Source organism: Paenibacillus hebaui, from assembly GCF_051934385.1.
Classification (GTDB): Bacteria; Bacillota; Bacilli; order Paenibacillales; family Paenibacillaceae; genus Paenibacillus.
Genome location: NZ_CP196836.1, coordinates 6,014,756 through 6,028,542 on the forward strand (window position 1 = coordinate 6,014,756; position 13,787 = coordinate 6,028,542).

At 45.2% G+C, this 13,787-nt stretch carries 13 protein-coding genes; 4 read left to right on the plus strand and 9 right to left on the minus strand.

Annotated features, from left to right (window positions below):
• Positions 1–137: 137 nt before the first annotated feature.
• A complete protein-coding gene (locus ACR32F_RS27375) occupies positions 138–1,157 on the minus strand; it encodes an asparaginase (RefSeq protein WP_440112651.1) in 1,020 nt (339 codons plus the stop codon).
• Positions 1,158–1,336: 179 nt separating this feature from the next.
• Between ACR32F_RS27375 and ACR32F_RS27380 the strand changes: the two genes are divergently transcribed.
• The 4 genes from ACR32F_RS27380 to ACR32F_RS27395 all read left to right on the plus strand — a co-directional run bounded on the left by ACR32F_RS27380 (position 1,337) and on the right by ACR32F_RS27395 (position 3,339).
• Entirely contained in the window at positions 1,337–2,032 is a 696-nt protein-coding gene (locus tag ACR32F_RS27380; RefSeq protein ID WP_440112653.1) for a phosphatase PAP2 family protein, read from the plus strand.
• Positions 2,033–2,165: 133 nt separating this feature from the next.
• A complete protein-coding gene (locus tag ACR32F_RS27385) occupies positions 2,166–2,423 on the plus strand; it encodes a GlsB/YeaQ/YmgE family stress response membrane protein (protein WP_440112655.1) in 258 nt (85 codons plus the stop codon).
• A gap of 64 nt (positions 2,424–2,487) precedes the next feature.
• On the plus strand, positions 2,488–2,895 hold the full coding sequence (locus ACR32F_RS27390) for a YtxH domain-containing protein (RefSeq protein WP_440112657.1): 408 nt from the start codon (positions 2,488–2,490) through the stop codon (positions 2,893–2,895).
• A gap of 78 nt (positions 2,896–2,973) precedes the next feature.
• On the plus strand, positions 2,974–3,339 hold the full coding sequence (locus tag ACR32F_RS27395) for a DUF5665 domain-containing protein (RefSeq protein ID WP_440112659.1): 366 nt from the start codon (positions 2,974–2,976) through the stop codon (positions 3,337–3,339).
• Positions 3,340–3,364: 25 nt separating this feature from the next.
• On the opposite strand, the gene ACR32F_RS27400 is transcribed toward ACR32F_RS27395, so the two are convergent.
• The 8 genes from ACR32F_RS27400 to ACR32F_RS27435 all read right to left on the minus strand — a co-directional run bounded on the left by ACR32F_RS27400 (position 3,365) and on the right by ACR32F_RS27435 (position 13,715).
• A complete protein-coding gene (locus ACR32F_RS27400) occupies positions 3,365–4,393 on the minus strand; it encodes a magnesium transporter CorA family protein (protein ID WP_440112661.1) in 1,029 nt (342 codons plus the stop codon).
• Between the two features lie 125 nt (positions 4,394–4,518).
• Positions 4,519–5,292 carry a sigma-70 family RNA polymerase sigma factor gene (locus ACR32F_RS27405; protein WP_440112663.1) on the minus strand — a complete coding sequence of 258 codons (774 nt, stop codon included), beginning with the start codon at positions 5,290–5,292 and terminating at the stop codon, positions 4,519–4,521.
• Positions 5,289–5,741 carry an anti-sigma B factor RsbW gene (rsbW, locus tag ACR32F_RS27410; RefSeq protein ID WP_440112665.1) on the minus strand — a complete coding sequence of 151 codons (453 nt, stop codon included), beginning with the start codon at positions 5,739–5,741 and terminating at the stop codon, positions 5,289–5,291. The genes ACR32F_RS27405 and rsbW overlap by 4 nt, the downstream gene beginning before the upstream one ends.
• Positions 5,742–5,759: 18 nt before the next feature.
• A complete protein-coding gene (locus ACR32F_RS27415; protein ID WP_440112667.1) occupies positions 5,760–6,098 on the minus strand; it encodes an STAS domain-containing protein in 339 nt (112 codons plus the stop codon).
• 86 nt (positions 6,099–6,184) lie between these two features.
• A complete protein-coding gene (locus ACR32F_RS27420; protein ID WP_440112669.1) occupies positions 6,185–7,861 on the minus strand; it encodes a response regulator in 1,677 nt (558 codons plus the stop codon).
• 16 nt (positions 7,862–7,877) lie between these two features.
• The gene (locus ACR32F_RS27425) at positions 7,878–8,750 is read right to left on the minus strand and encodes a CheR family methyltransferase (RefSeq protein WP_440112671.1); all 873 of its coding nucleotides are present in this window, start codon (positions 8,748–8,750) and stop codon (positions 7,878–7,880) included.
• A gap of 70 nt (positions 8,751–8,820) precedes the next feature.
• Positions 8,821–12,549 carry a response regulator gene (locus tag ACR32F_RS27430; protein WP_440112673.1) on the minus strand — a complete coding sequence of 1,243 codons (3,729 nt, stop codon included), beginning with the start codon at positions 12,547–12,549 and terminating at the stop codon, positions 8,821–8,823.
• On the minus strand, positions 12,546–13,715 hold the full coding sequence (locus tag ACR32F_RS27435; RefSeq protein WP_440112675.1) for a PP2C family protein-serine/threonine phosphatase: 1,170 nt from the start codon (positions 13,713–13,715) through the stop codon (positions 12,546–12,548). The genes ACR32F_RS27430 and ACR32F_RS27435 overlap by 4 nt, the downstream gene beginning before the upstream one ends.
• Positions 13,716–13,787: the final 72 nt, after the last annotated feature.

Sequence of the window (13,787 nt, forward strand, 5' to 3'; positions counted from 1 at the left end):
GTTCATCCACCTCCAAGGGTTTAGGGCTGCTGCAATCACAGCAGTCTTGCGCTTATATGAATTCTATAGATAAATACCAGTTGGTATGTCATCTTTACCCGTGGTCCGGGAATTCTAATCACGCCCCTTGCTTATGGTTATACGCTTTCTTCAGGTGAGTATAATACGAATTCACTGCCTACTCGCCCTACGACTGTACCCGCGTCATTCCGAATATTTGGAGGGTAGACTTCTGCCAGTCGTTCAATGGTTTTCCGGTTAGCATAGCCGATCTGCTCCAGAATCGATTGGGTGATCCAAGCCCATTCTTCTTCCGATCCGTCAAGCACCTTGAACGCAATCCCAAGCCTCTCTTTTTTCAGGGCGAAACCGAACACACCCTTGAATCCGCCCTTGGCTACGATATTGCTGTCTTCAAGCAGCACCGAATCCACGCGATGTGTGCCTCCTACCATTAGAGGGTATTCGTTCATGGCTGCAGTAATCGTCTCTACAGCCGATCGTGTAGAAGTATCTTCGATCAGATCCGGACAAGCCAGCTTTAGATACGCGTTCGACAATGCTGACAACGGCAGAGAAAATACCGGAAAGCCGCAGCCATCCGTCCCAAGTTCAATCTCTTTCTCCTCAATACCTGCCATATAGGCCATGGTTTCGAGAATTTCACGCTGCACGGGATGGTCAGGTTCAGCATAACTGCCCAGATCGACCTGTTTCATCTGACTGTATCCGAGGATACCCAGATGTTTACCCGAACAGTTATGCAGAATACGACGTTTCTCGCCCTGACCACGCAGCCATTGATTCCGGCTTTCTTCATTCAGTGGATAACTTGGAGCACAGATCAGACATTCTTCTCCCAATCCGATCTTGCCTGCCAGTTGCTCCAAGACCTGAATATGCACGGGCTCTGATCGATGCGAAGAAGACATGATGGCAATCTCCTGGGTTGTCAGACCATAGTGACTGGCAATCCCTGCCCGAATTCCCGGAATCGCTTGAAAAGGTTTGGCCGATGAACGCGTAAACGCTCTAAAATGAGGATCACCAGCAGCGTATACGATATTTCCATTCTCATCCGTAATACTTATGTGTCCGTAATGGGCGCATTCCATAACGCCTGCACGGTATTCTTTAATTAACAGGGCACTCTCCATGCGAGTTCTCTCCTTTATACTCCCGAATTCATCTCTGCTTTGCGTCACAACGCCGCATGGGATATCTTAAATAGTATAGTACAAAAGCTTCGTTTTTACAGTTTTTTCGACAGACTTTTCGGTTAAACCTTTATCAATCTTAGTCCACCTACTACCTTCACTAAAGGAGATACTCATCTATGCTGCGCAAAACCTATTCATCCTCATCCGGGTCCTATCCCAAAATCTCGTTACGTCCATTGCTCATCTGGAGTGGTGTAGGAATGATAGCCTGCGCTGCGCTTGTGTTCATGCTGGCAGCTCTCGGGGCCTGGCTGGGTGCAGATTTTATTATTCGTTTGGATGACCAGATTCAACAGTTGTTCTATCTGAATTCGGAGTCACGTCTTCACCTGCTGCCGTTTATTTCATTCATTACTGCGCTTGGTTCTTTCAAAATATCACTCATGGCGGCTATCGGTTTTTCTGTCCTGTTCTTGTGTCAGCGACAATCCCGTTTCCTCATATATGGATATGCGTTATTGAGCAGTTTTGCCATAATGTGGATACTCAACACCTTATTAAAAGAATTTTTCCAGCGAAGCAGACCTGAACTGGAGCATCTGCTGGTGGTTCATGGATATAGTTTCCCCAGTGGTCATGCAATGATCTCGATGGGCTTTTATGGAATGTTATTTGTTATCTGGGCGATTGAACGACAACAACGAGCATCCCGGGTTGCCCTTCCTGTCCTCTGCGGAATCTTGTTTATATTATTGATCGGTCTTAGCAGGATCATGCTGGGCGTACACTACCCAACCGATGTTTTTACTGGATTTGCCGCTGGGCTAGTGTGGATTGCCTGCATGTTTAAGGGGATCAAACGTTCAGTCTGAAGAGCATGCTTTTGAAATTTCCAGTTCATTCTTCCTCACTTTAGTTGTTTCACAAGTATTCACGGGGTTTATATACGAAGTAAGCAAACGCGAACAGACAACATCCTACATCAAGTAAAAGGAGGCGGTTGTTATGTGGGGTATCATTATCAGTATTGTGATGGCAGTCGTCATCGGTGTGATCGGCAATGCACTTGCCGGCAACAACATGCCTGGAGGAATACTCGGTGCAATGATAGCCGGATTTGCCGGAGCCTGGCTAGGTGCACTCCTGCTTGGTAACTGGGGACCCGTTATCGGTAACTTTGCGGTCATTCCCGCCATCATTGGTACAGCGCTCTTTGTGTTCTTGCTGGGGCTTGTGTCCAGACTGTTCAGACAGGCTGCCTGATTCGGTCAACAAGGTGTTCGTTGTTTCGTACCCGTTTTTTAATTTGAAGAAGGAGTGATTAGACATGAATAAAACAGAAGAACAATATCCTGTACAAAGTGGTTCGACTTTCGCAAAAGGAATTTTTATCGGGGGATTGCTGGGAGCTGCTGCGGCACTACTCTTTGCTCCTAAACCAGGACGCGAATTACGTGGTGACCTTTCTGAGAAAGTGGGCATCGTTACAGATCGCACAAAAGAAGTTGCATCCGTTGTAAGCGATAAAGCTTCCGAACTGGCTAAAACAGTCTCTACTAAAACTTCCGATATTGCAAAAACGGTTAATCAAGGCCGTAATGACGTGATGGACTCGGTAAGAAAAGCTTCCGCTGATGTGGCTAACGAAGCATCTAAGGCATCGAACGAAGTGGCTGCTGCTTCCGTAGAAGCGAAGGAAGATACACGTAAAGAACTGAACTCGACCAGCCTGTAAGGCGTGAGATTGAGTGACAATAGCCAGCTGAAACACAGCTGGCTATTTTTTATACACTGCGATTAGAGGAGGAATAACATGAGTAAAGTGACATTGAACGGCAATACTCCCATTACAGGAGGAAAACCGGCCCAACAGTATGATACAACCGATCACCCTTTTGAGTTACGCCATGAGGTTAAACGACTAAACACCCGGCTGGATCAGATTGCAGACAGCCTTGAGAAAGCGCAAATCAAGGATATCATTGAAAATTACAGTAGCCCCAAAAAACGCATCATAACCAATTTCACAGCAGGTATGGCTCGTGGTTTGGGTTTAACGGTAGGTACCTTTGTTGTTCTCGGTCTGCTGGCCTTCATTCTTAGTCAATTCGTGAACATGCCGATCGTTGGACAATATATTGCTGATTTACTGGGATATATTGAAGATTACAAAAAATAAAGCTGGAGATTTGGAGCTTACAAAGTCATCGTTTCCCTTTGACTATAGAACCGTTCTCCGTTTCTTTGACCGACGGCTGGGAGGACTTCACTTTGAGTATATCCCCTGTCCAGCCTTTCATCATCATCCATACATACATGCTGATCATGCTAATGATAATAAGGGAAATAACTAGCACAACTCCCCATGTTTTGTCGATCCAAGGCAGGTTCTCAAAGTTCATTCCCCATATAGCTCCAGCAGCAGTTGCGGGCGTGAATACCGAGGTAACGAGGGTGAGAGTCTTCATGATGTCATTGCCACGCACTCCCGAGATTGCATTATCGATGGAAATAAGCGTATCAATCTCCTTCTCATAATGATTGAACAAACGCTCCATCCGTTCGATCCGATGTTGCAATTGCTGAAAGAAGCGATTCTCTTTTAATTCATCCAGATAGGCTTCCCGGGCAGCCGCCATTAATTCGGAGTAAGGAATAAACAGATTGCTCCAGTACAGCAACTCAAATCTGGCAGCAAGAATCTGATCCATTAATGTACGTGCATTACGGGATTCCATCTTCCGCTCCAGATCACGCAGATTCATCTCGAAATGGTCCATGCCCACATGATAGTAATGCAAAATGGCCCTAAACAGCACAAACATGCCATCTCGTGCATCACTGCAGTGTTGTAACATGGTAGCACGTTCGCCCGTATTCATAATACCTCTGGTATTATCATCTATATTTAAGGTAATCAGCGTGCCACGTTCCACGTAAAAAAACATCTGATTATCTTTGCGTTTATCATCTCTTTCATTCTTGATGGCATACAATAAGGACCCGAATATCACAGGTTCCGTGCCATTCATGAAGCGGACGGACAGGTAATTGGATCGAACCTCTGGGATTTTGCGAAGCCAGTGCTGCATTTCTGGAAATAAGTTCGTTAATTCCTCCAGGGCGTCCCCCATACTCTCAGGGTCAGGTGCCACCCAATCCCACCATTGCCATTGACCTGAGAAGGATAACTTATCTCGACGAGCTTCCAGTTTGACTTTATCCACAATCATAATATCCACTCCTGCATTCAATTCTGTTATTTAAAATGACTGTTACCAAAAAGGACACGTATGCATTCCAATGGAATCACGTGTCCTTCTCTAAGCCGTGCTCAACATCATTTGGGATTTACATCTCATAACAAGGAGGTATTCGACATAATCTGTTTTAACTTTTCGGTAGCTCGTTTCTGAATACGGGATACACTCATTTGGGATACACCCAACTTCTGAGCAATAGCCCGCTGAGACTGCCCATCCTGAAATGCCAAGATAAGCACTTTCTGTTCCTGTTCCTTCAACTGTCCCAATGCCTGCTGCAAGTCCATCCGCTTCTCAACTGAATCAAAGTCGTTCACATCTGCACTGATCAGTTCACCCAATGTAGCTGCACTCTCATCTTGTGATAATGGAGAATCCAGTGATACATAGTGATAACATTCCCGACCAGCTAAGACTTCGATGGTTTCCTCTGGGGTCAGATCAAGGTATTCAGCGATCTCGTTCACACCTGGCGAGCGTTCCAGCTTGACTGTCAACTCGTCGATGGCGTGCTGAACCAGTGCTCCCTTTTCCTTAATTCTCCGGGGCACCTGAATATACCAGGACTTGTCCCGCAAATAGTTTTTCATATGACCGATCATACTTTTCATGGCATAAGGCTCAAACGGAATACCCAGGCTGATATCGTATTGCTTAAGCAATCGAATCAGAGCCATCTGCCCGGTCTGATACAAATCCTCGTACAGATCGGGGCGATTCCGTGCAATTTTACCTGCTGCCATCTTCACCATCGGTTCATATTTGCGGATAAGAACTGTTGCAATTTCATTATCCTGGGTCTGCTGGTATTCCCAGATCAAACCTATAGCTTCAGACATGGACTCTGGGGGAGTCACTTTTTCATTCATACTTTCTCCTCACTTCTTGCAAGACGTTTTACGAGTACTACTTTCGTACCTTTGCCCGTCTCACTTTCCACACTGATATCATCCATCAGGGCTTGCATCAGGTAAAATCCTAGTCCACCGATTTGGGCATCTGAAAGCTCTTTGTCATGAAGGCCTGCACGCGTTACTGCCGGGTTAATGTTCTCGAAGCTTGCCCCTTCGTCTTTGACTGTAATCGCCAAAGTTTCGTTGTCGACCTCGAATACGACCTCAACCATTCCACCTTCGTGTGAGTAAGCATACAGTACAGAGTTATTACAGGCCTCGGATACTGCAACCTTCATATCTTCAATGTCCTCATAAGAAAATCCCATTTTGGACGCAACACCGTATAGATTGAGTCTTACAATATCAACGTAATCAGCTGTCGCCGGTAAATTAAGGGTGACTCTTTGAACTTCTGCATTCATTCCTTTTTCGATCCTTTCCTATTGGGAATTCTTCTGTGAGACAAAGAATTTGGCAATACCCGTCATGTCAAAAAGTTTCTGAATCTGCGCAGGAACTTCCTGTACTTCAAAGCGGGCTTCCATTCCATGCCGTGCCTTCAGAACAGATAACAGGATACCAATCCCTGTACTATCGATATACTTCAGGTCTTTCATGTTGATAATCAGATCTTGTTCCTTATTGTCCACGAGTGGCTCCATGACCAATCGGAATTCAGGAGCAACGGACAAATCCAGTTCGCCAGTCAGATACACCGTACATACACCGTCCAGTGTTTCGGTTCTTGCATTGAATTTTTCATTTTTATTTGTATTCATTAGACATCTCTCTCCTGATCAATGGTTTCCTTACCTAATAACCCATCTTCAGCACACATGAAACATGAAGCGGATTAACAAATATTTCAATTGGCATGATTTATAGCTGATGATCCTGATTTGAACGCTTGACGCTGCTCCTGAAGGCTGGACATTTTCTGCTTCACATTGCCCATCTTCACCGGTTTGCTGATATAGTCATTCATTCCTACGGCGCTACAGCGTTGCTGGATGCCTTCCATAACGTTAGCGGTCATAGCTATAATTACCGGCTGGCGTTCCTGAGGCAGGCCCTCCCTTATTCTGCGAGTGCATTCCAGTCCATCCATCACAGGCATCTGTAAGTCCATAAACACATAATCGTATGCATGGGGACTGGTTAACACCATATCCAATGCTTTTTTCCCATCCTCAGCGACATCCGCAAGCAATCCAAGCTTGCTCAACATGATAGATAACAGCTTTTGATTTATGGGATGATCATCGACAATGAGCACCGTAGAATGTTGATCTTCCGTCTTCACATCTGTCAGCTGCTCTTCCCTTGTCCCCATGACCAACTCGGTTTCCACATAACGTCGCGCCTGAATGGTGAATACAAACGTGGCCCCTCGCTGCTCCGTCGTATCTAGATAGATCTGCCCACCCATCATTTCAACCAGCGTTCTGCATATAGCCAGCCCCAGGCCTGTTCCACCGTACTTGCGTGTCATGGATGTATCCAGTTGGGAAAATGGCTGAAACAGGCGATCCACTTTGTCTGACGCTATGCCTATGCCTGTATCTTTTACAGCAAACTCAAGTGTCATTCGCCCATCTTTCTCCTCATTAACAGAGACGATCAGATACACCCCGCCATGGTCGGTAAACTTAATCGCATTGGCAATCAGATTCAGCAACACCTGGCGTAATCTGGCCATATCTCCGTAGATCAATTCAGGTACTGAATCTTCCAGAAAATACTCCAATTCAAGATTCTTTTTCCCCGCTTCTACAGTGAACAATTTCAGCACTTCCCGAATACAGGAAACGAGTTCAAACGGATGCTCTTCTAGCTCCATTTTGCCGGACTCCATCTTGGTAAAATCAAGAATATCGTTAATCACCGTAACAAGTGCATCCGCACTGCGACGAACAATGTCCACATATTCCTTCTGATCTTCCTTCAGCTCCGTCTCCATTAGCAGATCAACCATACCGATGACTCCATTCATCGGGGTGCGAATTTCATGACTCATCATGGCCAGAAATTCGGTCTTTGCATTAGCAGCGATTTCGGCTTCTTCCTTCGCCTGCACAAGCTGCTGATTCATCTTCTCCAGCTCCAGCGTTTTCTGATGCAGCAACATGGTCTGAGTCTTCAGTCTTTTGTTGGTAATAAACATTTCCACGAAGCCCTCAATTTTAGATTTCAAAATCTGAGGAATAAACGGCTTGACCATGTAATCAATGGCCCCTGCCGAATAACCTGCAAACAAGTGCTCTGCCTCTCTGCTGTTTGCAGAGATGAATATGATTGGCACGTCCTTGGACTTGTCCCGTGCCTTGATTAATTTCGCAGTCTCAATTCCGTCCAAGCCAGGCATCTGCACATCAAGCACAATGACCGCAAATTCGTCTTTAAGCAGACAACGGAGTGCCTCTTCTCCGGAGGTTGCTTTGACGAGTTTATATCGTTCCGATTCCAGAACCGCTTCAAGAGCGAGCAGGTTCTCGGGGCGGTCATCTACCAATAATATATGGATTGGTTCATTGAGCCCCATGGCTAAGCCTAACCCCCTATTTAATCTTCCGGTATATTTTTTCAGTCCGGTCTAACGGCTCGTAGGCATCACTGAATTCCGTAAAATGTATGGATTCTTTGGACCCCAGAACAAGGATACCGAAGTGGCTGAGACTCTCATGAAATAGCCCATGCACATGGTTCCGCAGTTCATCATTAAAATAAATCATTACATTGCGACATAAGATCACATTAAACTCGTTAAACGACCGATCCGTTGCCAGATTATGCTCGGCAAATATAATGTTTTTCCTTAGGTAAGGATGAAATATAACGGAATTATATTTCGCTGTATAGTACTCGGAGAAGGCTCTTGTACCCCCTGCCTCCAAATAATTTGTAGTATATAATTTCATTTTCTCAATGCCGTATACGCCTTCCTTGGCCTGCTGCAATGAGCGATCATTCATATCAGTCGCGTATATTCTCGCCTTGTCGTAGAGCCCTTCCTCATGCAACATAATCGCCATGGAATACACTTCTTCACCTGTAGAACAACCTGCATGCCATATCCGAATATACGGATAGGTTCTTAGGATCGGGATAATCTGTTCGCGAAACATTCGGAAAAGCGTTGGATCACGAAACATCTCCGTCACAGGGATGGACAAGTTCTGAACAAAACGATCAAATGCAGGTCGGTCATGCAGCACTCTCTCTTGTAAACCGGATATGGTTTTGACACCTTCGGCATGTGCGTAGTGCCAGATTCTGCGTCTTAATGACGGTAACGCATAGTTTCTGAAATCATATCCATATAAACGGTGCATACCTTCCAACAGCAACTCGATCTCGATCAGTTCACGCTCTTCATCTTGCGGCATGCGGATCGATTTTGCTTCCGCCTCGGTAGGTTCCCACGGTGTCATAATTTCTCTCCACTTCTTCATTTGTTACTTACGTATTCGTTGTATTGTCTTCATTACCCAAACAATGACCTTACGAATACAGCCATACTCGCATTAATGATAATAATTGATCCGTTTGAATCGGTTTTTTCACATAATCGGATGCTCCAGCCTCTATACATTTGCCACGATCGTCTTTCATTGCTTTTGCGGTAAGCGCTATGATCGGCAATTTTTCGAATTTCGGTATTTGTCTGATCCGAGTCATGGCTTCATAACCGTCCATTTCAGGCATCATCATGTCCATTAATACCAAGTCAATCTCCGGGTTCTTGTCCAGAATTTCCAGAGCCTCACGGCCATTTTCTGCAAAGGTTACATCCATACGGTAGCCCTCAAGTACGCTTGAAAGGGCAAATACGTTGCGGATATCGTCATCCACAAGCAATATTTTCTTCCCTTCAAATAAGGTTTCCTTATTATGCAGCTTCTGCAAGATTCGGCGTTTGTCTTCCGGCAGGTTGGCTTCTACACGGTGCAGAAACAAGGTAGTCTCGTCGAGCAAACGTTCAGGAGACTTCACGTCTTTGATGATGATGGACTCCGCATATTTGCGCAGCTTCATCTCCTCCTTGCTGTCCAGCTCTTTACCTGTATATATAATGATGGGCAGATCATTCAGATATTGATCGTCCCGAATCTGGTCCAACAATTCGAACCCGGTCATATCCGTCAGCATCAAGTCCAGAACCATGCAGTCATATCGTTGACTATGCAATTCGGTCAAAGCTTCGCTACCGGTGGATACTGCCGTAATGACTACATCATCATGGCCGATCAGTTCAATGATCGCCTTCCGCTGTATTTCATCATCTTCCACAATCAACAAACGTTTCAATTGATTTTCTGTATAGGATTCGATATGCGAGAAAGCTTTATCCAGCGAATCTTTACTGGAGGGTTTTTTCAGATAAGCAATGGCTCCCATCATCAAACCTTGTTTCATATCATCAATCACCGAGATGACATGCACGGGTATGTGACGTGTAACAGAGCTGCTTTTCAATTCGCCCAATATGGTCCAACCATCCATCACAGGCAGTTGAATGTCGAGAATAATGGCATCCGGCAAATATTGACGGGCCATTTCGAGTCCTGTATCTCCCTGAAGTGCAACTATTGCCTTGAATCCTCTGCCTCTCGCCATATCTACCAAGATATGAGCAAATTTCACATCATCTTCAATAATCAGAAGGATCTTGTCGCCTTCCGCTAAATTTTGCTGATCATCTTCCACTTGTGTTGCTGTTGGTGTGGAAGAAGAATCGAAAAACGTCGAATCCATTATAGAACTATGAACAAGATCTGGTGTAATTACTGTCTGAAGACTTGAAGGCATCGTTCTCATCTCTCTTGCAGACAGGTCATACTCGGAGGAGGCAGCAGCCTCTTGGGCTGCTTCTTCCACTGGAATATCCTCTTTGTGATTATCGGGCAGATACAAGGTGAAGGCACTGCCCACCCCTTCCGATGACTCTACATGGATCGCACCACTAAGCAAGCGTGCAAGTTCACGACTGATGGAAAGCCCAAGGCCGGTGCCGCCATATTTGCGGCTGGTTGTGCCGTCCACTTGCTGGAATGCTTCAAAGATCAGATCCGTCTTGTCAGAAGGGATTCCGATTCCCGTATCCTTCACCGTAAAGCCGACATATTCCTGATTTGTGTTCAAATAACCGGGAAGTTCATCCACTTTCATTTTCCGCCCAATAATACTCACAGATCCCCGGTTAGTGAATTTAAATGCATTGGATAACAAATTTCGCAGAATCTGTTTGACACGATGGCTGTCCGTATACACCCATTCTGGGAGATTACTGTCGAAATCTATATTCAGATTCAGTTCTTTTTTGTTCGCCATCGGTCCAAAATTTTGTTGAATAAAGGTGGTCAGATCTTCCATTCGAACTGTTTCATAGTTGATATCCATCTTGCCTGCATCTACCTTGGATAGATCCAAAATCTCATCAATCATTTTCAGCAGATCTGCACCGGACATATAGATGGTCTGGGCATATTCCTGCTGTTTGTCACTCAAATTCCCACCCTTGTTCTCAGATAACAATTGGGACAAAATAAGAAGACTGTTGAGCGGTGTACGCAGTTCATGCGACATATTCGCCAAGAATTCGGACTTGTACTTGCTGGTCATTGATAATTGCATCGCTTGCTGCTCCAGCTGCGTTTTCGTTGTTTCAATTTCGTCGTTCTTCTCTTCCACTTCTCGAACCTGTTCTTCAAGAGCACGTGTCTTGGCAATTAATTCGGTATTGAAATGCTCCAGCTCTTCCTGCTGACGTTGCAGTAATTCCTCAGAGCGTTTAAGAGCCTCCGCCTGTTCTTCCAGATTTTCATTGGAGCGACGCAATTCCTCTTGCTGTGTCTGTAATTCTTCAGATTGAACCTGTAATTCCTCGGTAAGCGCTTGGGATTCGCGCAGCAATTCCTCCACCCGCAAACGGCGGCGAACGTTGTTGAGAATAACGCCCAGATTCATAATCAGCTGAGAGAACAACTGCTTTTGCAATTCATTAAATCCCTCAAATGAAGCCAGCTCGACAATACCAATCAGTTCATCCTCAAAAACGACAGGGTAGATCATAATGCCGGAAGCGCGTGATGAGCCTGAAGCTGATCCGATATGAATATAGTCTTCGGGTGTTTTCTCTAATATAATCGGAGTCATATCCAGCGCTGCCTGACCAATTAATCCTTCGCCGATGCGATATACTTCTTTGCCAACGTCTTCGTTCTCTTCAAAGGCATAGGCACCGTAACGTCTCAATTCATCCGGATGTTTCTCTTCATCAATCAGATATACTACACCCAGCTGAGCTCCGAGAACCGGAGTGAATTCGCTGATAAACATTTGCGAAATCTGACGAATCGAACCAATTCCCCGTAGCAATTCCGGGACTCTGGCGATATTCGAACTCATCCAGTTCTGATCCTGTTGCGCCTGCATATAAGCTTTCTCAATTTCAAGTTTCTCTTCCAGATCGCTGGACACATTTTTGAACACACTGGCAATTTGACCGATCTCATCTTTCGACTTAATCTGTATTCGACGAATGGTACGATAACGTCCTTTTCCGAAACTTGTAATCATCATGGACACGGTACTCAGACCACGTGTAATACTTGGCAGCACCCACATGATGACACCAAGGGCAAAAAGCAACCCGGCAATCATGATGCCTACGGTAATCTGAACAGCTCGTGTATAAGCTGAATTCGCATCCTTGATTTCGGTATCGATTTCCTGATCCTGATAACGGGAGAGAGCATTTAAGCTATCCACTGTTTCTTTTTGTACCGCGAGCCCGGTTGTATTTCGGAAGTTATTTGCACCTTCTAAGTCATTCTGAGACATAAAGCTGACTTGTTTTGTAGCATAAGCAACGTAAGCTTGCCACGCTGTGTTCACACGATCGACCAGTTGATGTTCCGGAGCACTATCTGCTCGTTCACGCACTTCTTTCAGGTAGCGATCACCTTTTTCCCGCATATTCTTAAGATCACCTTCTGCGGTACTAATCGAATTCGTAGGGTTCAATAACAAGTTAGCCAGTGCTTTAGCAATATCATTGACCTCTCCACGTGCTGCAGAGGTATATCTCACTTTGAGATAACGCTCCTGGTACATCTGATCCAGCTGTTGATTGCTGCTGTTCAGCCGGTCATAGCTCACAAACGTGAGCACGATCATGATCGCCATTAGAGCAGTAAAGCCGATCAGCAATTTATTCCTGATCTTCATTCAGCTTCCGCCCCTTTATTTAAGGTAATCCACACCAAGCATTTATCGTCATCGCGTTCCTGTGGAATCTCATCGTCAAAGAACAAGGCTTGCATTGCTGGTTCATTCCATTGATGTGTGCCTTTCAGCTGCTCAATGAGGAATTCGTGCTGTTCTTCCTGATCTCCTGGAACAGCTTCAAGCAATCCATCCGTATAAATCGCAATGTGACCTTCACCTTCGTAGTAAATCGTCTGTGGTTCGATATCCATTTTGTCGAACAGGCCTACAGGGCAACATACGCTGTCGAATGTAGTTACACTGCCGTCATTACGGAAAAATAGAGCTGGCGGATGGCCCGCATTAACATAATCAATCCGCTTCATCCGGGTATCTACTACCAGATAAATCGCGGTAAAGTAGTACTGCACCAGCTGTTTTTCAAGATGCAACTGATTAAACCGTCGGTTCAACTCCTGAATAACCTTCTCCGGGTCCACATAAGTTGTCACGGTATCTTTGAGCACAGAAGCGATAAACATCGTGAACAGCGATGAAGATATCCCATGCCCCATCATATCCAGCAGGAGGACCCCATATCTGCCTTCGCCTAGCGGATACCAGGAATACAGGTCGCCCGCAAGTTCAAATGAAGGTTTGTATATCGCATTGACGTGAAACAACGGATCTTCAATAGCCGGACTTAGTACCGCATTCTGTACCATTGCTGCGAGTTTCAGCTCATCCTGAATCCGCTGGTCGCGTTCTTTATGCCAATCTTTTTCCTGTTTTAGACGAAGTGCGAGCCGGATTCTGGCCATCAGCTCCACTTTATTAATCGGTTTGGTTACATAATCGGATGCACCCGCATCCAGCGCTTCGGCCAATTTCTTGGAATCCCCGATCGCAGTAACCATAATAATAGGGATATCCTTGAGATTTTCGAATTTCTGCACAATGCTGCAAGCTTCGATTCCATCCATCTCCGGCATCATCATATCTAGCAAAATTAGGTCAATATCCGACAGTCTGGGACGAAGATCGTTATTTTCGTCACCAATCCCAAGGACCTCAAACATTTCCATGGCAGAACTTGCCGTTAAAATGTCACGATAGTTCTCTTTTTTCAGAATTTCTCGAATGATAATGACATTCGTCGGATTATCGTCAACAATAAGTATTCTCATCTCAATCTCCTTATCTGTGGCGTCCGGGTTTGTCGATTTTTACAGGTCAGATAACAACCTTAATTATACAAT